This window comes from Streptomyces sp. PR69 (assembly GCF_026420845.1).
In the GTDB taxonomy this organism is placed as follows: domain Bacteria; phylum Actinomycetota; class Actinomycetes; order Streptomycetales; family Streptomycetaceae; genus Streptomyces.
Genome location: NZ_JAOWCB010000023.1, coordinates 1 through 21,111 on the forward strand (window position 1 = coordinate 1; position 21,111 = coordinate 21,111).

Annotated in this window: 18 protein-coding genes and 1 tRNA gene; 9 read left to right on the forward strand and 10 right to left on the reverse strand. The window is 71.1% G+C overall.

Features of this window, described 5'->3' with window-relative positions:
- The 6 genes from OF819_RS20745 to OF819_RS20770 all read left to right on the forward strand — a co-directional run.
- Positions 1 to 1,635: PQQ-binding-like beta-propeller repeat protein (locus tag OF819_RS20745; RefSeq protein ID WP_267245108.1), on the forward strand; the 1,635-nt coding region annotated here is incomplete at its 5' end.
- Positions 1,636 to 1,899: 264 nt separating this feature from the next.
- Positions 1,900 to 2,622, forward strand: a complete 723-nt coding sequence (locus OF819_RS20750) for a response regulator transcription factor (RefSeq protein WP_267245109.1) — start codon at positions 1,900 to 1,902, stop codon at positions 2,620 to 2,622.
- On the forward strand, positions 2,619 to 3,740 hold the full coding sequence (galT, locus tag OF819_RS20755; RefSeq protein WP_267245110.1) for a galactose-1-phosphate uridylyltransferase: 1,122 nt from the start codon (positions 2,619 to 2,621) through the stop codon (positions 3,738 to 3,740). Before OF819_RS20750 ends, galT begins: the two co-directional genes overlap by 4 nt.
- A complete protein-coding gene (galE, locus tag OF819_RS20760; RefSeq protein WP_267245111.1) occupies positions 3,737 to 4,714 on the forward strand; it encodes a UDP-glucose 4-epimerase GalE in 978 nt (325 codons plus the stop codon). The genes galT and galE overlap by 4 nt, the downstream gene beginning before the upstream one ends.
- Positions 4,714 to 5,832, forward strand: a complete 1,119-nt coding sequence (gene galK, locus OF819_RS20765) for a galactokinase (RefSeq protein WP_267245112.1) — start codon at positions 4,714 to 4,716, stop codon at positions 5,830 to 5,832. The genes galE and galK overlap by 1 nt, the downstream gene beginning before the upstream one ends.
- 367 nt (positions 5,833 to 6,199) lie before the next feature.
- The gene (locus OF819_RS20770) at positions 6,200 to 7,090 is read left to right on the forward strand and encodes a DNA-binding response regulator (protein ID WP_267245113.1); all 891 of its coding nucleotides are present in this window, start codon (positions 6,200 to 6,202) and stop codon (positions 7,088 to 7,090) included.
- On the opposite strand, the gene OF819_RS20775 is transcribed toward OF819_RS20770, so the two are convergent.
- Positions 7,049 to 7,546, reverse strand: a complete 498-nt coding sequence (locus OF819_RS20775) for a MarR family winged helix-turn-helix transcriptional regulator (RefSeq protein ID WP_267245114.1) — start codon at positions 7,544 to 7,546, stop codon at positions 7,049 to 7,051. The genes OF819_RS20770 and OF819_RS20775 overlap by 42 nt on opposite strands.
- 131 nt (positions 7,547 to 7,677) lie before the next feature.
- Between OF819_RS20775 and OF819_RS20780 the strand changes: the two genes are divergently transcribed.
- Positions 7,678 to 8,499 carry a trans-aconitate 2-methyltransferase gene (locus tag OF819_RS20780; RefSeq protein ID WP_267245115.1) on the forward strand — a complete coding sequence of 274 codons (822 nt, stop codon included), beginning with the start codon at positions 7,678 to 7,680 and terminating at the stop codon, positions 8,497 to 8,499.
- 152 nt (positions 8,500 to 8,651) lie between these two features.
- Here the strand turns inward: OF819_RS20780 and OF819_RS20785 are convergent, their stop codons facing one another.
- Positions 8,652 to 9,320 carry a TetR/AcrR family transcriptional regulator gene (locus tag OF819_RS20785; RefSeq protein WP_267245183.1) on the reverse strand — a complete coding sequence of 223 codons (669 nt, stop codon included), beginning with the start codon at positions 9,318 to 9,320 and terminating at the stop codon, positions 8,652 to 8,654.
- Positions 9,320 to 10,357 carry an acyl-CoA desaturase gene (locus tag OF819_RS20790; RefSeq protein ID WP_267245116.1) on the reverse strand — a complete coding sequence of 346 codons (1,038 nt, stop codon included), beginning with the start codon at positions 10,355 to 10,357 and terminating at the stop codon, positions 9,320 to 9,322. Before OF819_RS20790 ends, OF819_RS20785 begins: the two co-directional genes overlap by 1 nt.
- A 247-nt stretch (positions 10,358 to 10,604) precedes the next feature.
- Here OF819_RS20790 and ppc point away from each other — a divergent pair, with 247 nt between their 5' ends.
- Complete coding sequence (gene ppc, locus OF819_RS20795; RefSeq protein WP_267245117.1) at positions 10,605 to 13,352, forward strand: phosphoenolpyruvate carboxylase; 2,748 nt, start codon at positions 10,605 to 10,607, stop codon at positions 13,350 to 13,352.
- A gap of 153 nt (positions 13,353 to 13,505) precedes the next feature.
- On the opposite strand, the gene OF819_RS20800 is transcribed toward ppc, so the two are convergent.
- The 7 genes from OF819_RS20800 to OF819_RS20830 all read right to left on the reverse strand — a co-directional run bounded on the left by OF819_RS20800 (position 13,506) and on the right by OF819_RS20830 (position 19,295).
- A complete protein-coding gene (locus OF819_RS20800; protein ID WP_267245118.1) occupies positions 13,506 to 14,303 on the reverse strand; it encodes an LPXTG cell wall anchor domain-containing protein in 798 nt (265 codons plus the stop codon).
- Positions 14,304 to 14,453: 150 nt separating this feature from the next.
- Positions 14,454 to 14,927: a hypothetical protein gene (locus OF819_RS20805; RefSeq protein WP_267245119.1), complete on the reverse strand. Its 474-nt coding sequence runs from the start codon at positions 14,925 to 14,927 to the stop codon at positions 14,454 to 14,456.
- A 99-nt stretch (positions 14,928 to 15,026) separates the two neighbouring features.
- The gene (gene pth, locus OF819_RS20810; RefSeq protein ID WP_267245120.1) at positions 15,027 to 15,623 is read right to left on the reverse strand and encodes an aminoacyl-tRNA hydrolase; all 597 of its coding nucleotides are present in this window, start codon (positions 15,621 to 15,623) and stop codon (positions 15,027 to 15,029) included.
- An 82-nt stretch (positions 15,624 to 15,705) separates the two neighbouring features.
- Positions 15,706 to 16,296 (reverse strand): 50S ribosomal protein L25/general stress protein Ctc, encoded by a 591-nt coding sequence (locus OF819_RS20815; RefSeq protein ID WP_267245121.1) that lies wholly within the window; start codon positions 16,294 to 16,296, stop codon positions 15,706 to 15,708.
- A 265-nt stretch (positions 16,297 to 16,561) separates the two neighbouring features.
- Complete coding sequence (locus tag OF819_RS20820; protein ID WP_240140182.1) at positions 16,562 to 17,539, reverse strand: ribose-phosphate diphosphokinase; 978 nt, start codon at positions 17,537 to 17,539, stop codon at positions 16,562 to 16,564.
- A 109-nt stretch (positions 17,540 to 17,648) separates the two neighbouring features.
- The gene (gene glmU / locus OF819_RS20825; protein WP_267245122.1) at positions 17,649 to 19,097 is read right to left on the reverse strand and encodes a bifunctional UDP-N-acetylglucosamine diphosphorylase/glucosamine-1-phosphate N-acetyltransferase GlmU; all 1,449 of its coding nucleotides are present in this window, start codon (positions 19,095 to 19,097) and stop codon (positions 17,649 to 17,651) included.
- Between the two features lie 127 nt (positions 19,098 to 19,224).
- Positions 19,225 to 19,295: transfer RNA gene (locus tag OF819_RS20830), tRNA-Gln, on the reverse strand.
- Positions 19,296 to 19,490: 195 nt separating this feature from the next.
- Between OF819_RS20830 and OF819_RS20835 the strand changes: the two genes are divergently transcribed.
- The gene (locus tag OF819_RS20835; RefSeq protein WP_267245123.1) at positions 19,491 to 20,906 is read left to right on the forward strand and encodes a sensor histidine kinase; all 1,416 of its coding nucleotides are present in this window, start codon (positions 19,491 to 19,493) and stop codon (positions 20,904 to 20,906) included.
- The last annotated feature ends 205 nt before the right edge of the window (positions 20,907 to 21,111 follow it).

The window sequence follows — 21,111 nt, forward strand, 5'->3', positions numbered from 1 at the left end:
CCCGCGGGCCCGCCCGCCGGCGCGCCCGGCTACGGCTACCCGCAGGCGCCCGCCGGCTACGGCTACCCCCAGGCGCCGGGGCAGCATCCCGGCCAGGCTCCCGGCCAGGCACCGTACGGCTACGGCTACCCCACCCAGCCGATGCCGCCCCAGCCGGTCCCGCCCGGCGGCGGCAGGAAGCTCAGCGCCCAGCTCCAGATCATCATCGCGGCGGCCGTCGCCATCGTGCTGATCATCGGCAGCGGCGTCGCCTACTCGCTCCTCAAGGACGACGAAGGCGGCGGCAAGAAGGACGAGGCCAAGAACAGCGCGGACGGCGGCGCCAAGGGCGGCGGCGAGGACGGCGGGGGCAACGCCCCCGACGGCCCCGGCAAGGAGAAGGCCCCCGGCAGCACCGCCGCCAAGGTCGCGTTCCAGCTGCCCCAGCCCGAGATCACGGACCTCACCGACGTCGTGGGCTCCTGGGTCACGGACAAGGCGTTCATCAAGCCGGGCGTCGAGTCGATCTCCGCGTACGACCCCGCCAAGGGCAACGAGCTGTGGAAGCTGCCGCTGCCCGGACAGATCTGCGCCGCCTCCCGCCATGTCACCGAGGACAACAAGACCGCCATCGCCTTCGAGGCCGAGAAGCGGACCCCGCCGAAGAACTACCAGCAGTGCACCGAGGTCGGCGTGATTGACCTCAACACCGGCAAGCTGCTGTGGAGCACGTCCGTCACCGGCGGCTCCTCAGGCGACAAGAAGGCACGATTCTCCGAGGTCACACTCAGCGGAAAGATCGTCGCGGCCGGGGATCTGTCCGGCGGCGCGGCCTTTGACCTCGACTCGGGCAAAGTCCTGTGGAAGCCGAAGGTCGACACCAACCAGTGCCGTGACATCGGCTACGGCGGAGGCCCCGCGCTGGTCGCCGTCCGCCGATGCGGCTCCTACGACAACCCCCAGGTCAGCATCCAGATGCTGAAGCCGGACGGCAGCCCCCAGTGGTCGTACGACCTGCCCGCGGGAGTCGACGGCGCGCGCATCGTCTCCAGCGACCCGCTGGTCGTCGCGGCCGACGTCGGCGACACCGGCACCTTTGGCATCTCCGACTTCTTCTCCATCGACGGCAAGACCGGCAAGCTGCGCGCCAAGATCGTGGCTCCGGGCGACAAGTACCTGGCACGCTGTGCGGCGAGCGACGGCGTCGAGGGCTGCCAGTTCGTCGTCGTCGGCAACGGCAGGATCTATCTGCCGACCGAGGAGCACGACGCGCCCGGTGAGGACTACGGCCGCACCAACGAGATCGTCTCCTTCGACCTCGCCACCGGGAAGGCGACCGGCGACCGCGCCGACGCGGGCCCCAAGTACACGCTCTACCCGCTGCGCATGGACGGCGGAAACGTGATCGCTTACAAGTACCCGCCGTACAACAAGGGCGGTCAGATCGTCAGCATCGACGGCGCGACGTTCAAGCAGACCGTGCTGCTGGAGAACCCCGCGGACAGAACGATCCGTGACGCGGAGACCAGCCGCTCGGTCAACGGCAGCGAGTATCTGTACCGGGACGGCACCTTCTACATCTCCGCGGACCGGCTGTCCACCTCGTCCTCCTCCCAGAAGCGGTACCTCGCCGTCGTCTTCACCACGAAGAACTGACTGCACCGCCCGCTGAGTGGGCATGTATGGGGCCCGGCGCACTCCTGCGCCGGGCCACATCTTTACCCGCTTCCACCCGTTAAGTAGCCCTGTTTCACGAAGAATTCGGCATTCTGGGGGGCTTCTGCCGAGTTAGGGGCGCGCGACGTCGAACAAGCGTGTACGTTGCCGGGTCAGGAGGCAGGGGCAGACAGGCAGACAGGACGCAGGGCAGGGAGGGCCGGGGGGCCAGGCCGGGTCCGGCGGGGATGGGGGTTTCTCTCTATGGGCGTGCGGCTCATGGTGGTCGACGATCACCGTCTGCTCGCCGAGGCGCTCGCCTCGGCCCTGAAGCTGCGCGGGCACCGGGTGCTCGCGGCGGCCGCCCCCGCCGCCGGAGCGGCCGAGCTGGTGGTGAGCCGCTCGCCGGAGGTGTGCCTGCTGGGCACGGCCGCGCCCGCGGAGCCCGGAGCCTTTGACCCGGTCGTACGGATCAAGCGGGAGCGCCCCCAGATCGCCGTCGTGGTCCTCGGGCCGGTGCCCAGCCCCCGCGGGATCGCCGCGGCCTTCGCCGCCGGGGCCTCCGGCTATGTGCGCCATGACGAACGCATCGAGGGCGTCGAGCGCGCCATGGTCAAGGCACGCGCCGGAGAGGCCGTGGTGGCCCCGCAGCTGCTCCAGGGAGCCTTCGCCGAACTGCTCAACCCGGCCGCCCAGCCCGACGACGAGGGGCAGCGGCTGCTGCGGCTGCTGACCCCGCGCGAGGTCGAGGTGCTGGTCAGGGTCGCCGAAGGCGAGGACACCCGGCTGATCGCGGCGGGCATGGGCATCGCGCCCAGCACCGCCCGCACCCATGTGCAGCGGGTGCTGATGAAGCTGGGCGTCGGCTCACGGCTGGAGGCCGCGGCCCTCGCCGCCCGCACCGGCCTGCTGGACCGCGCACCCGCGGCCGCGCCCACCCTCGCGCCGGCGGGCCAGGAGCGGCGCTCACCCGGGCTGCCGCGGTGAAGAAGACCTCCACCCGGCTGGCCGACGGCCGTGAGCTGCTGTACTACGACTCCCGGGACGACGCCGTACGCGACTGGCGCGCCCTGCGCGACCGCCGGCCACTCGCCCCGGCGGCCGTCACCGCCGCCGCGGACATCCGCCGCGATCCGCTGCTCGGCGACGCCGTCGCCATCGCCTCCCACCGGCAGGACCGCACCTACCACCCGCCCGCGGGCGAGTGCCCCCTGTGCCCGTCCCACGGCGGACGCCTCACCGAGATCCCGGCCCCGGACTACGAGGTCGTCGTCTTCGAGAACCGTTTCCCCTCCCTGAGCGGAGAAGCGGGCCGCTGCGAGGTCGTCTGCTTCACCTCCGACCACGACGCCTCCTTCGCCTCCCTCAGCGAGGAGCGGGCGGGCCTGGTGCTCGCCGCATGGACCGACCGCACGGCGGAACTCGGCGCGCTCCCGCAGGCCGAGCAGGTCTTCTGCTTCGAGAACCGCGGCGCGGAGATCGGGGTGACGCTCGGCCACCCCCACGGCCAGATCTACGCCTATCCCTTCGTCACCCCCCGCACCGCCCTGATGCTGCGCTCCACGGCCCGGCATCTGGCGGCGACCGGCCGCAATCTCTTCGACGACGTCGTCGGACGCGAACTCGCCGAGCGCACCCGCGTGGTGCTGGAAGGAGAGCACTGGGTCGCCTTCGTGCCGTACGCCGCCCACTGGCCGTACGAGGTGCATCTGTACCCGCGGCGGCGCGTCCCGGACCTCCCGGCGCTCGACGAGCCGGCACGCACAGAGTTTCCACAGATCTATCTGGAACTGTTGAAGCGCTTCGACCGGATCTTCGGCGAGGGCGCGCCGCCCACCCCCTATGTCTCCGCCTGGCATCAGGCCCCCTTCACCGGGCCGGGCGCCGGAGGCACGGCCAGCAAGGAAGCCGCGAACGAGGAGGCTGCGAACAAGGAGGCCGTGGACAGACGGGAGTTCGGGCTCCATCTCGAGCTTTTCACCATCCGCCGCACTTCCGGCAAGCTGAAGTTCCTCGCGGGTTCCGAATCCGGTATGAGCGTGTTCATCAATGATGTGCCGCCGGAGACCGCGGCCGAACGACTGCGAGAGGTAGCGAGCAAGTGAGCAAGAAGTACCTGGTCACCGGTGGCGCGGGATATGTCGGCAGCGTGGTGGCGCAGCATCTGCTTCAGGCCGGGCACACGGTGACCGTCCTCGACGACCTCTCCACCGGCTTTCGCGAGGGAGTCCCCGGCGGGGCCCGGTTCATCGAGGGCCGTGTCCAGGACGCGGCCCGGCATCTCGACCCCTCCTATGACGGGGTGCTGCACTTCGCCGCCTTCTCGCAGGTCGGAGAGTCGGTCGCCAAGCCCGAAAAGTACTGGGCGAACAACGTCGGCGGGACACTGGAGCTGCTCGCCGCCATGCGGTCGGCAGGGGTGCGCACCCTCGTCTTCTCCTCCACGGCAGCCACATACGGAGAGCCCGTCTCGACGCCGATCGCCGAGACCGACCCCACCGCTCCCACCAGCCCCTACGGTGCGTCCAAGCTCGCCGTCGACCATATGATCAGCGGAGAGGCGGCGGCCCACGGGCTGGCCGCGGTCTCCCTGCGGTACTTCAACGTGGCGGGCGCGTACGGCGGTTGCGGCGAGCGCCATGACCCGGAGTCGCATCTCATCCCGCTCGTCCTCCAGGTCGCCCTCGGCAAACGCGAGTCGATCTCGGTGTACGGGGACGACTACCCGACCCCCGACGGCACCTGCGTCCGCGACTACATCCATGTCGCCGACCTCGCCGAAGCCCATCTGCTGGCGCTCGACGCCGCCGCCCCCGGCGAGCATCTGATCTGCAACCTCGGCAACGGCAACGGCTTTTCGGTGCGGGAGGTCATCGAGACCGTCCGCAAGGTCACCGGGCATCCCGTCCCCGAGGTGACGGCCGCCCGCCGGCCCGGCGACCCGGCCGTCCTCGTCGCCTCCGCCGCCGTCGCCCAGCAGCGGCTCGGCTGGCGGCCCAGCCGAGCCGACCTGGCCGGGATCGTCTCCGACGCCTGGGACTTCGCCCGCCGGGTCGCCCACACGGGGGATGACGCCTGATGAGAGAAGACGTGTGGGCAGCACCCGGACGGGTGAATCTGATCGGCGAACACACCGACTACAACGACGGTTTCGTCATGCCCTTCGCCCTGCCGCACACCGTGGTGGCGACCGCGGCGCGGCGGGACGACGGGCTGCTGCGGCTGCGCTCGGCGGACGCGCCCGGCGATCCGGTGGAACTCCGCGTGGCCGGCCTCGCGCCCGGCACGGGGCCCGCCGGCTGGAGCGACTATCCGGCGGGCGTCGTCTGGGCGCTGCGGGAAGCCACCCGGGGCGCGGTCGGCGGCGTGGACATCGCCTTCACCTCAACCGTGCCCATGGGGGCGGGGCTTTCCTCCTCCGCCGCGCTGGAGGTGGTCACCGCGCTCGCCCTGAACGACCTGTACGAACTGGGCCTGGAGCGCTGGCGGCTGGCGCGGCTGTGCCAGCGCGCCGAGAACGTCTACGCCGGCGTGCCCACCGGGATCATGGATCAGACGGCGTCCGCCTGCTGCACGGCGGGTCATGCGCTGCATCTGGACACCCGCGATCTGTCCCAGCGGCAGATCCCCTTCGACCCGGCCGCGCACGGACTGGCGCTGCTCGTCGTCGACACCGGGGTACGGCATGCGCACAGCGACGGGGCGTACGGAAAGCGCCGGGCGGGCTGCGCGGCGGGCGCGGCGGTCCTGGAGGTCGAGGCGCTGCGCGACATCCCGTACGAGGGCCTGGACGAGACGCTGGCCCGGCTGACGGATGAGGAGACCAGACGGCTGGTCCGGCATGTGGTGACCGAGAACCGGCGGGTGGAGCAGGTGGTGGCGCACCTTCGGGCGGGCGACGTCCGGGCGGTCGGGCCGCTGCTGAGCGAGGGCCACGCTTCGCTGCGCGACGACTTCGGGGTCTCCTGTCCGGAGCTGGACCTGGTCGTGGAGACGGCGCTCGGGGCCGGGGCGCTGGGCGCGCGGATGACCGGCGGCGGCTTCGGCGGCTCGGCGGTCGTGCTGGCCGAGGCGGAGGGCCCGGCCGGGGCGGCGGCGCAGACGGCGGGGCTGACGGAGGCGTTCGCGGCGACCGGGCTGGCCGCCCCGCGGATCTTTCCGGCGCAGCCTTCCGGAGGAGCGGTCCGGCTCTCCTGAGCGATCCGGTCCGGCCGCGGGTCCGGCCACAGGGCCGGCCGCTTGTCCGGCCGGTTTCGGAGTGATCGATTCCGGCCTGGCAGGCTGTCGATCTCTGTCGACTTCCGCCCCCCCTGTGAACACCAGGCACACGGAAAACACCCTGGCCAGTCAGTTCTGCAAAGACCCTTCCCGTGCGGGCCCGCGTCCGTACGCTGATGCTCAGCACCGGTGGGGGCCGGTGTCGATCAGGGGGCGAGACAGCCGGGTACGACGCCCGGGGCGGGGGTATCAGCAACAGCACGGCGGCGGCCGAGCGAGCGCTGTGCCACCCCATATCCCGGGCGTCGTGCCCGCGTTGGTCCATCCTCCGACACTGGGGGTGTCTGTGGTTCGTATCCGTGTGCTGGTGGTGGACGACCACCGCATCTTCGCCGAGTCGCTCGCGGCGGCTCTCGCGGCGGAGCCCGATGTCGATGTGGCTGCCGCGGGCAGCGGCCCCGCGGCGATGCGCTGTCTGGAGCGCGCGGCCGCGGAGGGGCGCAGATTCGACGTCCTGCTCGTCGACGCCGATCTGGGCGCGCTGACGGCTCCGGGGGCCGGGGCAAGCGCCGGCCAGGCGGCGGCGCGCACCGCCGCGCCGGGCGCCCGGGGGAGCGTCCAGGGTGTCCAGAGCGTGCCCGGCGCGCGTACGGCCTCCGCCTCCCACCCCGCCTCGGAGGCGGACAACGGCACGGGCGGCGCGAAGGCCGTGGAGGGGGCCGTCGACGGCATCTCCCTGGTCGCGGGCGTGCGTTCGGGCCAGGGCGGGGTACGGGCCGTGGTGCTCGCGGAGAAGGACGACCCCCGGCGGGCCGCCCTCGCACTCCAGGCCGGGGCCTCCGGATGGGTCGCCAAGGACTGCTCGCTGCAGCGGCTCCTCGCCGTGATCCGCGGGGTGTTGCGCGATGAGACCTATGTCGCGCCGGCGCTGCTCACCGGCGTTCTGCGCGAGCTGACCGCGGCGCGCAAGCACCGCACCGAGAGTGAACGGCTCGTGGAGTCGCTCACGCCGCGCGAGCGGGAGGTACTGCGCTGCATGGTCGCGGGACTGGGGCGCAAGGCCGTCGCCGAGCGCCTTTTTCTTTCGCCTCACACTGTTCGCACACATATGCAGAACGTCCTGGGAAAGCTCGGTGTGCACTCCACGCTCGCGGCGGTCGCGCTGGCGCGCAGGGCGGGGGTCGGCCCCGCCGATCTAGCCGGGGACGTTGTCGAACGGGGCGGTCAGCTGGCGTAGCAGATCCGCCAGTTCGCCGCGCTGCGCGTGGGACAGCTGGGCCAGGATCGCCCGCTCCTGGGCGAGCAGCCCGGCCAGCGCCTGATCGGCGCGGTCCCGGCCCTCGGGAGTGAGACGGACCAGCACTCCGCGCCGGTCGCTGGGGTCCGGCAGCCGCTCCACCAGGCCCTTTTTGGCCAGTCTGTCGATGCGGTTGGTCATTGTGCCGGAGGTGACAAGCGTCTGGGTGAGCAGCTGGCCGGGGGACAGCTGGTACGGTGCGCCCGCCCGCCGCAGCGAGGTGAGCACATCGAACTCCCAGGGCTCCAGCTGATGCTCGGAGAAGGCGAGACGGCGGGCCCGGTCGAGATGGCGGGCCAGCCTGGAGACGCGGCTGAGCACCTCAAGCGGTTCCACGTCGAGGTCGGGGCGCTCACGGCGCCATGCTGCGACCAGTCGATCGACCTCGTCCTCCATATCGATCAGTGTAGAGGGTCTGTCGACATGAAGTCTCTTGATGTCAAGATATATTCAGGCCCCTACGTGGGCATGGTCGGGCCGGAACCTTATTCCGCTTCGGTAGACCGTTCCTGCGAGGGGGCTCGAACATGCATTCCGTCCCGATCTGGGATCCCTATCAGTATCTTCGCCATGCCGGTCATCGCACCCGGCCGTTCCTGGATCTCCTTGCCCGGATAGGAGAGCTGCCGGACCGGGGCAAGCCGGTACGCATCGCCGATATCGGCTGCGGGCCCGGAAACGTCACCGCGCTGCTCGCGGAGCGCTGGCCCACCGCGCATATCACCGGCTTCGACCTGTCACCGGAGATGCTCGCGCTGGCCGACAAGGAGTACGCGGGCACCACGGCCGGCGGCGGCTGGCTGGATTTCAGGCCCGCCGACGCCGCGCACTGGACGCCGGACGAGCCATACGACCTGATCGTCTCCAATGCCGCGCTGCAGTGGGTGCCGAACCACCCCGAATCCTTCTCCGACTGGATCGACGGGCTCACCCCCGGCGGCACGCTCGCCTTCCAGGTGCCGGGCAACTTCACCTCGCCCAGCCATGCGCTGCTCGGCGAACTCTGCGAGGCCCCGCAGTGGCGCGCCCGCCTCAGCGACCACGGGCGGCGCTATGTCCACATCCTGGAGCCGGCGGAGTATCTGATGCGGCTGACCGACCTGGGCTGTGAGACGGACACCTGGGAGACCACCTACCTCCAGCTCCTCACCGGCGAGGACCCGGTGCTGGACTGGGTCAAGGGCACGGCCCTGCGCCCCGTCCTCACCGAACTGGCCGACGACCCGGCGGCGGAGGCGGAGTTCCTCGCCCAGTACCGCGATCTGCTCCGCAAGGCGTATCCGCCCGGGCCGCACGGCACGGTGTTCCCCTTCCGCCGAGTCTTCGCGGTCGCCCGGAAGGGGGCCTGATTGGCCGGCTTAGCCGGCGCGGCCATATCCACGGCCGCGGCCGGCGATCCACCGGCCGGACAGGGCATACGAGGCGCCCCGCCGCTCACGCGAGAGCGACGGGGCGCCAGTGGTTTCCGTACCCGGGGGCTCGGGGGCGGAGCCCCCGGAATTCAGTTCTTGCGGTGGCCTATCAGGCGCGGCTTCTGTTCCAGGCCGTCCAGCCCGTGCCACGCCAGGTTCACCAGGTGCGCCGCCACCTCCGCCTTCTTCGGGCGGCGGACGTCCAGCCACCACTGGCCCGTCAGGGCCACCATGCCCACCAGGGCCTGGGCGTACAGCGGGGCCAGCTTGGGGTCAAAGCCGCGGGCCTTGAACTCCAGGCCCAGGATGTCCTCGACCTGGGTGGCGATATCGCTGATCAGTGAGGCGAACGTGCCCGTCGACTGGGCGACCGGCGAATCGCGGACCAGGATGCGGAAGCCGTCGGTGTAGCTCTCGATGTAGTCCAGCAGCGCGAAGGCCGCCTGCTCCAGCAGCTCCCGCGGATGCCCGGCCGTCAGCGCCCCCGTCACCATGTCCAGCAGCTGGCGCATCTCCCGGTCCACCACGACCGCGTACAGCCCCTCCTTGCCGCCGAAGTGCTCGTACACCACCGGCTTGGAGACGCCTGCCTTGGCGGCGATCTCCTCCACCGACGTGCCTTCGAAGCCCTTCTCCGCAAAGAGCGTGCGGCCGATGTCCAGCAGCTGCTCACGGCGCTCCGCGCCCGTCATCCGGACCCTGCGCCCCCGCCGGGGCTTCTCGCTGCTGCTGCTGCCGTCGATCGCCACGTCCTCCATCATGCCGCGTCGGCGGCCTTGCTCTCGCCGGGGGCTTGGCCGGCCTGGGCCGCGACACGGCGGGAGTCGATCCGGGAGGCGTTGGGCCAGCGCACGTCATACGCCCAGCCCAGCTTCTCGAACCAGCGGATCAGCCGGGCGCTGGAGTCGAGCTGGCCCTTCAGCACCCCGTGCCGGGCGCTCGTCGGGTCCGCATGGTGGAGGTTGTGCCAGGACTCGCCGCACGACAGGACCGCCAGCCACCACACATTGCCCGAGCGGTCCCGCGACTTGAACGGACGCTTGCCGACGGCGTGGCAGATCGAATTGATCGACCAGGTCACATGGTGCAGCAGCGCCACCCGCACGAGCGACCCCCAGAAGAACGCGGTGAACGCGCCCCACCACGACATCGTGACCAGACCGCCGATCAGCGGCGGGATCGCCAGGGACAGCACCGTCCAGAAGACGAAGTCACGGGAGATCCGCCGGATCGCCGGGTCCTTGATCAGATCCGGGGCGTACTTCTGCTGCGGCGTCCGCTCCTCGTCGAACATCCAGCCGATATGCGCCCACCACAGGCCCTTCAGCAGCGCCGGGACCGTCTCACCGAACCGCCACGGAGAGTGCGGGTCGCCCTCCGCGTCCGAGAACTTGTGGTGCTTGCGGTGATCGGCCACCCACCTCACCAGCGGGCCCTCCACCGCCAGCGAGCCCGCGATCGCCAGCGCGATCCGCAGCGGCCGTTTCGCCTTGAAGGAGCCATGGGTGAAATAGCGATGGAATCCGATCGTGATGCCGTGGCAGCCGATGAAGTACATGGCCGTCAGCAGCCCCAGATCCAGCCAGCTCACCCCCCAGCCCCAGGCCAGCGGCACCGCCGCGACCAGGGCCAGAAAAGGCACGGTGATGAAGAGCAGCAGGGCCATCTGCTCGATGGAGCGCTTGCTGTCCCCGCCCAGGGTGGCGGAGGGAAGAGGCTCGCCGCCGCTCTGCGGCGGGGCGGCGGCCGACGGAGGCTTCGAGGCATCGTTTAGCAGCTCGGGACTTGTCGTCATGAAGTATCCCCTGTGGGGTGCGAACGGGCGGGGGACGGGGCGCAAGACACCCGAGAGCACACGAGTGACCTGGCTACGGTTCCGTAACCTACGCCGACGTAAGTATGGCAGCGCACAGGGCGCGGGCAAGAGACCTGTGGATAACGTCAGGGAAATGGCCACCTATCCTGGGTGACGTCGGACAGCGCGGTCCGCAAGCCTCCAGTACCCCTCCAGACGTGCTAGAACACTGCAAGGAGCCGCACCTGTGAGCAGTGCCGACCAGACCTCCGCCGCCCCCGAGACCCCTGCCGTCGACGCCGCACTGCGCGCCGACATCCGCCGACTGGGCGATCTGCTGGGCGAGACGCTCGTCCGCCAGGAAGGGCCCGAGCTGCTTGAGCTCGTGGAACGGGTCCGCCATCTGACCCGGGAGGACGGCGAAGCAGCCGCAGCGCTGCTGGGCGACACCGGCCTGGAGACCGCCGCCAAGCTGGTGCGCGCCTTCTCCACCTACTTCCACCTCGCCAACGTCACCGAGCAGGTGCACCGCGGCCATGAGATGCGCCGCCGCCGCGCCGCAGAGGGCGGGCTGCTCTCCCGCACCGCGGACCGGCTCAAGGACGCCGACCCCGACCATCTGCGGGAGACCGTCAAGCATCTGAACGTACGGCCCGTCTTCACGGCCCACCCCACCGAGGCCGCCCGCCGCTCCGTCCTCAACAAGCTCCGGCGCATCGCCGCGCTGCTGGAGGAGCCGGGCAACGCCGCCGACCGCCGCCGCCACGATCTGCGGCTGGCCGAGAACATCGACCTGATCTGGCAGACCGACGAGCTGCGCGTGGTCCGCCCGGAGCCCGCCGACGAGGCCCGCAACGCCATCTACTACCTGGACGAGCTGCACGCGGGCGCGGTCGGCGACGTCCTGGAGGACCTCGCCGCAGAGCTGGAGCGCGTCGGCGTGGAGCTGCCGCCCGGCACCCGCCCGCTCACCTTCGGCACCTGGATCGGCGGCGACCGCGACGGCAACCCCAACGTCACCCCCGAGGTGACCTGGGAGGTGCTGATTCTCCAGCACGAGCACGGCATCGCCGACGCCATCGAGATGACCGACGAGCTGCGCGGACTGCTGTCCAACTCCATCCGCTACGCCGGGGCCACCGAGGAGCTGCTCAGCTCGCTGCAGAGCGACCTGGAGCGGCTGCCCGAGATCAGCCCCCGCTACAAGCGGCTCAACGCCGAGGAGCCGTACCGGCTGAAGGCCACCTGCGTCCGGCAGAAGCTCGTCAACACCCGCGAGCGGCTCGCCAAGGGCACCGCCCACGAGCCGGGCCGCGACTATCTGGGCACCGCAGAGCTGCTGCACGACCTCACCCTCATCCAGACCTCGCTGCGCGAACACCGCGGCGGGCTGCTCGCCGACGGCCGGCTGGACCGCACCATCCGCACCCTCGCGGCCTTCGGCCTCCAGCTGGCCACCATGGACGTGCGCGAGCACGCCGACGCCCACCACCATGCGCTGGGCCAGCTCTTCGACCGGCTCGGCGAGGAGTCCTGGCGGTACGCGGACATGCCGCGCGAGTACCGGCGGAAGCTGCTCGCCAAGGAGCTCCGCTCACGCCGCCCGCTCGCCCCCACCCCCGCGCCGCTCGACGCCGCCGGGGCCAAGACCCTCGGCGTCTTCCACACCGTCAAGCAAGCCTTCGAGCGGTTCGGCCCGGAAGTCATCGAGTCGTACATCATCTCCATGTGCCAGGGCGCGGACGACGTCTTCGCCGCCGCCGTGCTGGCCCGCGAGGCCGGGCTGATCGATCTGCACGCCGGCTGGGCGAAGATCGGCATCGTGCCGCTGCTGGAGACCACCGACGAGCTGCGCGCCGCGGACGTCATCCTCGACGAGATGCTCGCCGACCCCTCCTACCGGCGGCTCGTCTCCCTGCGCGGCGACGTCCAGGAGGTCATGCTCGGCTACTCCGACTCCTCCAAGTTCGGCGGCATCACCACCAGCCAGTGGGAGATCCACCGCGCCCAGCGGAGGCTGCGCGACGTCGCCCACCGGTACGGGGTGCGGCTGCGGCTCTTCCACGGCCGCGGCGGCACCGTGGGCCGCGGCGGCGGCCCCACGCACGACGCGATCCTCGCGCAGCCCTGGGGCACGCTGGAGGGCGAGATCAAGGTGACCGAGCAGGGCGAGGTGATCTCCGACAAGTATCTGATCCCCTCCCTGGCCCGGGAGAACCTGGAGCTGACCGTCGCCGCCACCCTCCAGGCGTCCGCCCTGCACACCGCGCCGCGCCAGTCCGACGAGGCGCTGGCCCGCTGGGACGCGGCCATGGACACCGCATCCGACGCCGCGCACGCCGCCTACCGGCGGCTGGTCGAGGACCCGGACCTGCCCGCGTACTTCTTCGCCTCCACCCCCGTCGACCAGCTCGCCGAACTGCACCTCGGCTCGCGGCCCTCGCGCCGCCCGGACAGCGGGGCCGGCCTGGACGGGCTGCGGGCCATCCCGTGGGTCTTCGGCTGGACGCAGTCCCGGCAGATCGTGCCCGGCTGGTTCGGCGTCGGGTCGGGGCTCAAGGCGCTGCGGGAGGCGGGACTGGAGAGTGTGCTCGGCGAGATGCACGAGCAGTGGCACTTCTTCCGCAACTTCCTGGCGAATGTGGAGATGACGCTCGCCAAGACGGATCTGCGGATCGCCCGGCACTACGTCGACACGCTGGTGCCCGAGAACCTCAGGCATGTCTTCGACACCATCGAAGCCGAGCACGCCCTCACGGTGAGCGAGGTGCTGAAGGTGACGGGCGGCGAGAAGCTGCTGGACTCCAACCCGGTCCTCCAGCAGACCTTCGCCATCCGCGACGCCTACCTCGACCCGATCTCCTACCTCCAGGTCTCGCTGCTGGCCCGCCAGCGCGCCGCCGCCGAGCGGGGTGAGGAGCCGGACCCGCTGCTGTCGCGCGCGCTGCTGCTGACGGTCAACGGCGTCGCGGCGGGGCTGCGCAACACCGGCTGACACGGCGGGCCGTACGGCCCCATGCCCCAGGACATGGGGGTGCCCCCGCGCCGGAAGGGCGGCGCGGGGGCACCCCTGTTTCCGGGGCCGGTTCACCGGCCGTCGTGGCCGCTGTGCCGTCGTCGTCGCCGTGTGGTCGTTTCGGGTCGGCGGTCAGTTCTGCGACGCGGCCCTGCGGCGGCGCAGCACCAGGAAGCCGCCGCCCGCGACAAGGGCCGCGGCCACGGCGGACAGCGCCAGAACCGGCGTGCTGGAGCCCGTCTCCGCGAGGTCGCCCGCACCTCTGCCGCCCTCCTCGGCGGGCATGGAGGCGGCGGGGGAAGAAGCGTCCGGGGACGGGGTCGCCGACGGCTTCCCCGTCTCGGACGCGGTCTCGGATGTGGTCTCGGACGCGGTCTTCGACGGCGTGGCGGACGGCTTCCCGTCGGTCGTCTCGCTCGACGTCCTGCTCGGCGACGGCTCGGTGGTCTGCGTCTCGTCGCCGTCCGGGGTGTCGTCCGGCTCCGGCTTCACCGGCTCGGCGCCCGCGGGGCAGGTGTGCGAGAGGTTGAACTTCTCCAGCCCGCCGCCCTTGACCTCGGCGACGACGGAGACGAGGGTCGCGCCGGGCTGGGAGGCCACATACGCGTGCATGCCGGACGGCGGGCCGAAGTCGGTGATCACCTGCTGGCCGCCGGGCTCGAACGTCACCGTCAGCTTGACGAAGTCCGCCTTGTTGCCGGGCAGTACGAAGTGCCAGCCGTCCATGTCGGCGGGGATGTCCGCGCAGTCGTTCTCCTGCGGGGCGCCGTCGTCCTGAGTGGTGGCCGTGCGCGGAAGCTGCTGGCGCAGCGTGGGACTGTAGAGGCCGTCGCCGTCCGCGGCGAACGCGGGAGCGCCGCCGGCGACGAGGAGCAGAGAAGCGGCCGCGGGAACGGCGGCAGTGGCCCAACGGTTCCGGAAAGTGGGCATGAGGGATACCTCTGTGGCAGGTGGATATGCATGTGCCGTGGGAGGTGGCGGCTCAGCTTCCAGCCGACGGCTGTTTCCGGTCAAGGGACAGACGTCAGCTGATGCGCGCCATGCCCGTTATGCAGGAAAGATCGTGGGTAACGATTGGGCTCAGAGCGCGAAGAACGTGCCCACCAGCAGCACTCCGCCCACGGCCCCCGCCGTCCATGCCGTACGCGTCATCCGCAGCCCGCCGCCGATGACCAGCGCGGCCAGCACCAGCGCCCCCGCGAGCGGCAGCCAGGCGTGCAGCGTACCGGCCGGCCCTGTGCGCACCGCCTCGGCCGTGCCCGGCTTCAACACCACCGACAGCACCGCGCCCTTGTCCACGGCGACCGACTTCTCGATGGTGACCTTGTCGCGGGGCGCCGCCGGGTCGTCCGGGGCGTAGCGGCCGGTGCAGACGTCCGCGGAACAGCCGGTGACGGTAAGCGTGCCGTGCTCACGGCCCTTGGACAGGATCACATGCTGTGCCGTGCCCCACGACGACCAGCAGCCGGCCGCCAGCAGCAGCGCGGCCACCAGCGCCATCGCCGCCCGCTGGACGTACAGGAGCGCATCAGTCCGCTTCGAGGCACGCTTCATGGGGCGTGATCCTTGGCCACCCGACCGCGTTCGGTCAACCTCGGTCGGCGGCTTGACCGGTGTTGTCCCCAGTTGTACGCCGCTCGTACGCCGCCCCGGTCACGAGTTGTATGCGCTCTGCGCCCGCTCCAGGCCCTCCGACACCAGGCACTCCACCGCGTCGGCCGCCCGGTCCACGAAGTAGTCCAGCTCCTTGCGCTCCGCCGACGAGAAGTCCTTCAGCACAAAGTCCGCCACCTGCATCCGGCCCGGCGGACGGCCGATCCCGAACCGCAGCCGGTGATAGTCGGGCCCCATCGCCTTCGTCATCGACTTCAGACCGTTGTGTCCGTTGTCGCCGCCGCCCAGCTTCAGCCGCAGCGCGCCGTAGTCGATGTCCAGCTCGTCATGGACGGCCACGATGTTCGCCGTCGGCAGCTTGTAGAAGTCCCGCAGCGCCGTGACCGGGCCGCCGGACAGATTCATATACGACATCGGCTTGGCCAGGACCACCCGGCGGCTCGCCGGGCCGGGAGCGCCGATCCGGCCCTCCAGCACCTGCGCCTGTGTCTTCTGCGCCCGCTTGAAGGAGCCGCCGATACGCTCGGCGAGCAGGTCGACGACCATGAAGCCCACATTGTGGCGGTTGCCCGCATAGCCGGGGCCCGGGTTGCCGAGCCCCACGATCAGCCACGGGGCGGCTGCGTCCGTCGTCATCTGCCTCTCACATCTCCTCGGGTCGCAAAGGGAACGGGGTGGCGGGCCGCAGCCCGCCACCCCGTCAAGCAGAGCGTACGGCTCAGGCCTCGGCGGCCTCTTCGCCCTCGGCCCCGGCCGCGGCCGGCTCCTCGGCCTGGGCGTGGACCACGTGCAGGACGACCTCGTCGCCGTCGATGGCCAGCGTGACGCCCTCGGGCAGCTTGACGTCCTTGGCCAGGACGGAGGCGCCGGCCTCCAGACCCTCGATGGAGGCGGTGACCGACTCCGGGATGTGGGTGGCCTCGGCCTCGACCGGCAGCGTGTTCAGCACGTGCTCAAGCAGGTTGCCGCCCGGCGCGAGGTCGCCCTCGGCGTGGACCGGAATCTCGACGGAGACCTTCTCGCCCTTCTTCACGGCCAGGAAGTCCACGTGGACCAGGAAGCCGCGGATGGCCTCGCGCTGGACGTCCTTCGGGATGGCCAGCGAGCTCTTGCCGTCGACGTCCAGGCGGATCAGGGCGTTCGGGGTCTTCAGGGCCATCATCAGCGAGTGGCCGTCGATCGCGATGTGCTGCGGCGCGGCGCCGTGGCCGTAGACGACGGCCGGGACCTTGCCCTCACGGCGGACACGGCGGGCGGCGCCCTTGCCGAAATCGGCACGGAGCTCGGCGGTGAGCTTCACCTCGGACATATGCACTCCTCGTAAGACAGAGACTGGTGGCGGTCACCCGGCCACGACTGGCCTGCTACGAAGAGCGCGTCGATAACGGACCGCCGCACCGATCAGGATGCGGCCTCCCTCGCCGAGCAACCCCGCCAGTCTACCCGCGCCCCGAACAGGCCCAAAGTCGATCAGTCTGAGCCGATCAGTCTCCCGGCTGCCAAAAACGCCGAAGGGCCGTCCGGGCGTGCGCACCCGGACGGCCCTCCGCCGCTCAGTCAGAGGCAGACGGCGGTTATGCCTGCTCCTCGAAGAGGCTCGTCACCGAGCCGTCCTCGAACACCTCGCGCACCGCGCGGGCGATCGTCGGAGCGATCGACAGCACGGTGATCTTGTCCAGCTCCAGCTCGCCAGGCGTCGGCAGGGTGTTCGTCAGCACAAACTCGCTGACCTTGGAATTCTTCAGCCGGTCCGCGGCCGGCCCGGACAGGATGCCGTGCGTCGCCGTCACGATCACATCCTCCGCGCCATGCGCGAACAGCGCCTCCGCCGCGGCGCAGATTGTGCCACCCGTGTCGATCATGTCGTCGACCAGCACACACACCCGGCCCTCGACCTCGCCGACGACCTCGTGCACCGTCACCTGGTTGGCCACGTCCTTGTCGCGGCGCTTGTGCACGATCGCCAGCGGGGCGTCCAGCCGGTCGCACCAGCGGTCCGCCACCCGGACGCGGCCCGCGTCCGGCGAGACCACCGTCAGCTTGTCCCGGTCGACCTTCGCGCCCACATAGTCCGCCAGCACCGGCAGCGCGGAGAGATGGTCCACCGGGCCGTCGAAGAAGCCCTGGATCTGGTCCGTGTGCAGATCCACCGTGAGAATCCGGTCCGCACCCGAGCACTTCAGCAGATCCGCGATCAGCCGCGCCGAGATCGGCTCACGGCCACGGTGCTTCTTGTCCTGACGGGCATAGCCATAGGAGGGGATGATCACGGTGATGCTCCGCGCGGAGGCCCGCTTCAGAGCATCGATCATGATCAGCTGTTCCATGATCCACTTATTGATGGGCGCCGTGTGGCTCTGCATCAAGAAGCAGTCCGCACCGCGCGCGGACTCCTGGAACCGGACATAGATCTCGCCGTTGGCGAAGTCGAAGGCCTTCGTCGGCACGAGGCCGACGCCCAGCTGATGCGCAACCTCCTCGGCCAGCTCGGGGTGGGCGCGGCCGGAGAAGAGCATCAACTTCTTCTCGCCGGTCGTCTTGATCCCGGTCACAGCACTGTCTCCTCAGACGTGATCCCTGGCCGCGAGAGTCCTCGGCGCGAGCCAGCCGAAATTGTGTGCACGTATCACGGTACGCCGAGATCGGCGCACCTGTTTCCGGTCAGTTCTCGTCGCGTACCCGTTCCGTTGCCGCGGCCGCCGCCTCCGCGGCGGCGCTGCCCGGCCGCTTGCGGGCCACCCAGCCCTCGATATTCCGCTGCTGGCCACGGGCGACAGCCAGCGAACCAGGCGGCACATCCTTTGTGATCACCGAACCGGCCGCGGTGTACGCACCGTCCCCGACCGTGACAGGAGCCACAAACATATTGTCCGAACCAGTACGGCAGTGCGAACCGATCGTCGTGTGATGCTTCGTCTGACCGTCGTAATTCACAAAGACACTGGCCGCGCCGATATTCGAATAATCGCCGATCGTCGCATCCCCCACATACGACAGATGCGGCACCTTCGTCCCCTCGCCGATCGACGCGTTCTTCATCTCCACATACGCGCCCGCCTTTGACCGCACACCCAGCCGCGTACCCGGCCGCAGATACGCGAACGGACCCACCGTCGCCCCCCCGCCGATCACCGCGCCGTCCGCCACCGTGTTGTCCACGCGCGCGCCCGCACCCACCGAGGTGTCCCTCAGGCGGGAGTTCGGCCCCACCTCGGCGCCCTCCGACAGATGCGTGGACCCCAGCAGCTGCGTCCCCGGATGCACCACCGCGTCCTGCTCGAACGTCACCGTCACATCGAGCTGCACCGACGCCGGGTCCACCACCGTGACGCCCGCGAGCATCGCCTCGCGCAGCAGCCGCTCATTGAACAGCCGGCGCGCCTCAGCGAGCTGCACACGGTTGTTGATCCCCAGGATCTCCCGGTGGTCGCCCGCCAGGGACGCCCCCACCCGGTGCCCGGCCTCACGCAGAATCCCCAGCACATCGGTGAGGTACTCCTCACCCTGGCTGTTGTCCGTGCGCACCTTCCCCAGCGCATCCGCCAGCAGCCGCCCGTCGAACGCGAACACCCCGGAGTTGATCTCCCGGATCGCCCGCTGCTCCTCGGTCGCGTCCTTGTGCTCCACGATCGCGGTCACCGCGCCGGTGGCCGGATCGCGCACGATGCGCCCGTACCCCGTGGCATCCGGCACCTCGGCCGTCAGCACGGTCACCGCGTTGCCGTCGGAGGCGTGCACCTCTGCGAGCGCGCCCAGCGTCGCGCCGGACAGCAGCGGAGTGTCGCCGCAGACGACCACGACGGTCCCCTCGGGCGTCCGCCCCAGCTCCTCCAGCCCCATCCGCACCGCGTGCCCCGTGCCGTTCTGCTCGGCCTGGAAGGCGGTCCTGGTCCCCGCGCAGCGCTCGGCGAGATGCCCCTCGACCTGCTCACGCGCATGCCCGACGACCACGACGAGCTCCTCGGGCCCCAGCTCGCGTGCCGCGGACACCACATGTCCGACGAGCGAACGCCCGCAGATTTCGTGCAGAACCTTGGGAGTCCTCGACTTCATGCGGGTGCCTTCACCCGCTGCGAGTACGACGACGGCGGCCGGGCGGTTGGCGCTCACGGGAAATGCCCTTCGGCTTCGGGTGGTGGACATCCGAAGGATACCGGGGGGTTTGATCCGGGAAATGCGGGCGGGCCCTGACGCGGAGGTCAGGAGCCGAACGGGAGGCAGGCGCTGAACGGATGTGCTCCCGGGGGAGGACTCGAACCCCCATGATCAGAACCAAAATCTGACGTCTTGCCCTTAGACGACCCGGGATTGCCGCTATGTCCGATTCAGGTGATCGGCTGCGGACGCAGCCCCTACTATGCCGTACCGCCGCCCTCCGATGCGACGCTCCCGCCTCTCGGCCGTGCCCCCTCCGCCGTGCCCCTGCCGGGAGCCGAGCCCCGTCCGGGAGGGCCGCCCGGACTGCCCGGAAAACGATTCGCGGCCGCCCGTAGGCTGGGAGGCATGACCACAACGGGGGCACACCAGGACGCTGCGGGCACGCCCGACCGGGCCTGGCTGTGGTGGGGGCGGCGGCGGTCCGTCGCATTGGATGTGGGGCTGGGGGTTCTGTCGGCCCTGGAGTGCGGGCTCGAAGGCGTGGGGTTCGCCGAGAAGGCGGCGCTGCCGGTGCCGTTCGGCGTGCTGTTCGGGCTGTTCGTCGGGGCCGTGCTGGTCGTACGGCGGCGGTGGCCGATCGCCGTGGTGCTGGTGTCGATCGCGACCACGCCCGCGGAGATCGGTTTTCTGCTGGGCGTCGTCGGCCTTTACACGCTCGCCGCGTCCGAGGTGCCCCGGCGGATCACCGCGCTGCTGGCCGGCACACAGCTCGCGGCGGCCTTCATCGTCACGTTCGTGGACGTCCGCCAGGGCGTGGACACGACGGAGTTTGACCCGGGGCCCTGGTATGTGCCGCTGATGGCCGGTCTGGTGTCGCTGGGGCTGACCGCGCCGCCCGTGCTGTTCGGCCTCTACATAGGGGCGCGGCGGCGGCTGATGGAGAGCCTGCGGGAGCGGGCGGACAGTCTGGAGCAGGAGCTGTCGCTGCTGGCGGACCGGGCGGAGCAGCGTGCGCAGTGGGCCCGCCAGGAGGAGCGCACCCGGATCGCGCGCGAGATGCACGACGTCGTCGCCCACCGGGTGAGCCTGATGGTGGTGCATGCGGCCGCGCTGCAGGCGGTGGCGCTGAAGGACCCGCAGAAGGCGGTGAAGAACGCCGCGCTGGTGGGGGACATGGGGCGGCAGGCGCTGACCGAGCTGCGGGAGATGCTGGGGGTGCTGCGGTCCGGGGAGGATGTGCTGGCGCCCCGGCCCGCCGCCGCGGCAGGCGCTGCGGCTCCCGGCAAAGGCCCCGGCGAAGCCTCCGCCGGGGCCTTCGCCGGGCCCCCTGCTGAGGCGCCCGCGCCGCTGGCGGCGGTGGGCGCGGCGGCGGCAGCGGCCGCGGCAGCCGCGGCCGCGGACGACGGGCCGTGCCTGGCGGACATCGAGTCCCTGGTGGGACAGTCCCGGCAGACGGGGATGGTGGTGGAGCTGTCCGTGCAGGGGGAGGCGCGGGAGTATGCGCCGGAGGTGGAGCAGACCGCGTTCCGGGTGGTGCAGGAGGCGCTGACGAACGTCCACAAGCATGCGGCGGGCGCGCGGGTGACGGTGCGGCTGGCGCACCGGGGCGCGGAGGTGGCCATGCAGGTGGAGAACAGCGAGCCGGACGCGTCCGCCGGGGCGGCGGACGCCGGTCTGCCGAGCGGCGGCAACGGCCTGGTGGGCATGCGGGAGCGGGTCACCGCGCTGGGCGGTGTGTTTGTGTCGGGGCCGACGGACGCGGGCGGTTTCCGGGTGTCGGCGGTGCTGCCCGCGGCGGACGCGGGCGAGGGCGCGGCCTGAGGCACGGCCCTCCTGGGGGGCCGCCAGAGGTTGCCCGAGGGCGCGGCCTGACCGGCCGGCCCCGTGCTTGCCGTCCTGTCACGCTGCCCCCTGCCCCCTGCCCCCTGCCGCCGCGGCCGTGCCTGCGTGCCGGGTCTCGTGCCGGGGCCGGGCGGTGCGGGCCGCGGGTGCCGGGTATGCCGCGGACACCAGGTGTGCCGCGGGG

What these genes read in the sequence shown, in the direction of transcription:
- OF819_RS20750 (WP_267245109.1), top strand. Translation starts at nt 1,900, where the DNA reads ATGGGCGTGCGGCTCATGGTGGTCGACGATCACCGTCTGCTCGCCGAG.
- galK (WP_267245112.1), top strand. Translation starts at nt 4,714, where the DNA reads ATGAGAGAAGACGTGTGGGCAGCACCCGGACGGGTGAATCTGATCGGC.
- OF819_RS20775 (WP_267245114.1), bottom strand. Translation starts at nt 7,546, where the DNA reads ATGGAGGACGAGGTCGATCGACTGGTCGCAGCATGGCGCCGTGAGCGC.
- OF819_RS20780 (WP_267245115.1), top strand. Translation starts at nt 7,678, where the DNA reads ATGCATTCCGTCCCGATCTGGGATCCCTATCAGTATCTTCGCCATGCC.
- OF819_RS20785 (WP_267245183.1), bottom strand. Translation starts at nt 9,320, where the DNA reads ATGGAGGACGTGGCGATCGACGGCAGCAGCAGCAGCGAGAAGCCCCGG.
- OF819_RS20790 (WP_267245116.1), bottom strand. Translation starts at nt 10,357, where the DNA reads ATGACGACAAGTCCCGAGCTGCTAAACGATGCCTCGAAGCCTCCGTCG.
- OF819_RS20800 (WP_267245118.1), bottom strand. Translation starts at nt 14,303, where the DNA reads ATGCCCACTTTCCGGAACCGTTGGGCCACTGCCGCCGTTCCCGCGGCC.
- OF819_RS20805 (WP_267245119.1), bottom strand. Translation starts at nt 14,927, where the DNA reads ATGAAGCGTGCCTCGAAGCGGACTGATGCGCTCCTGTACGTCCAGCGG.
- pth (WP_267245120.1), bottom strand. Translation starts at nt 15,623, where the DNA reads ATGACGACGGACGCAGCCGCCCCGTGGCTGATCGTGGGGCTCGGCAAC.
- OF819_RS20815 (WP_267245121.1), bottom strand. Translation starts at nt 16,296, where the DNA reads ATGTCCGAGGTGAAGCTCACCGCCGAGCTCCGTGCCGATTTCGGCAAG.
- OF819_RS20835 (WP_267245123.1), top strand. Translation starts at nt 19,491, where the DNA reads ATGACCACAACGGGGGCACACCAGGACGCTGCGGGCACGCCCGACCGG.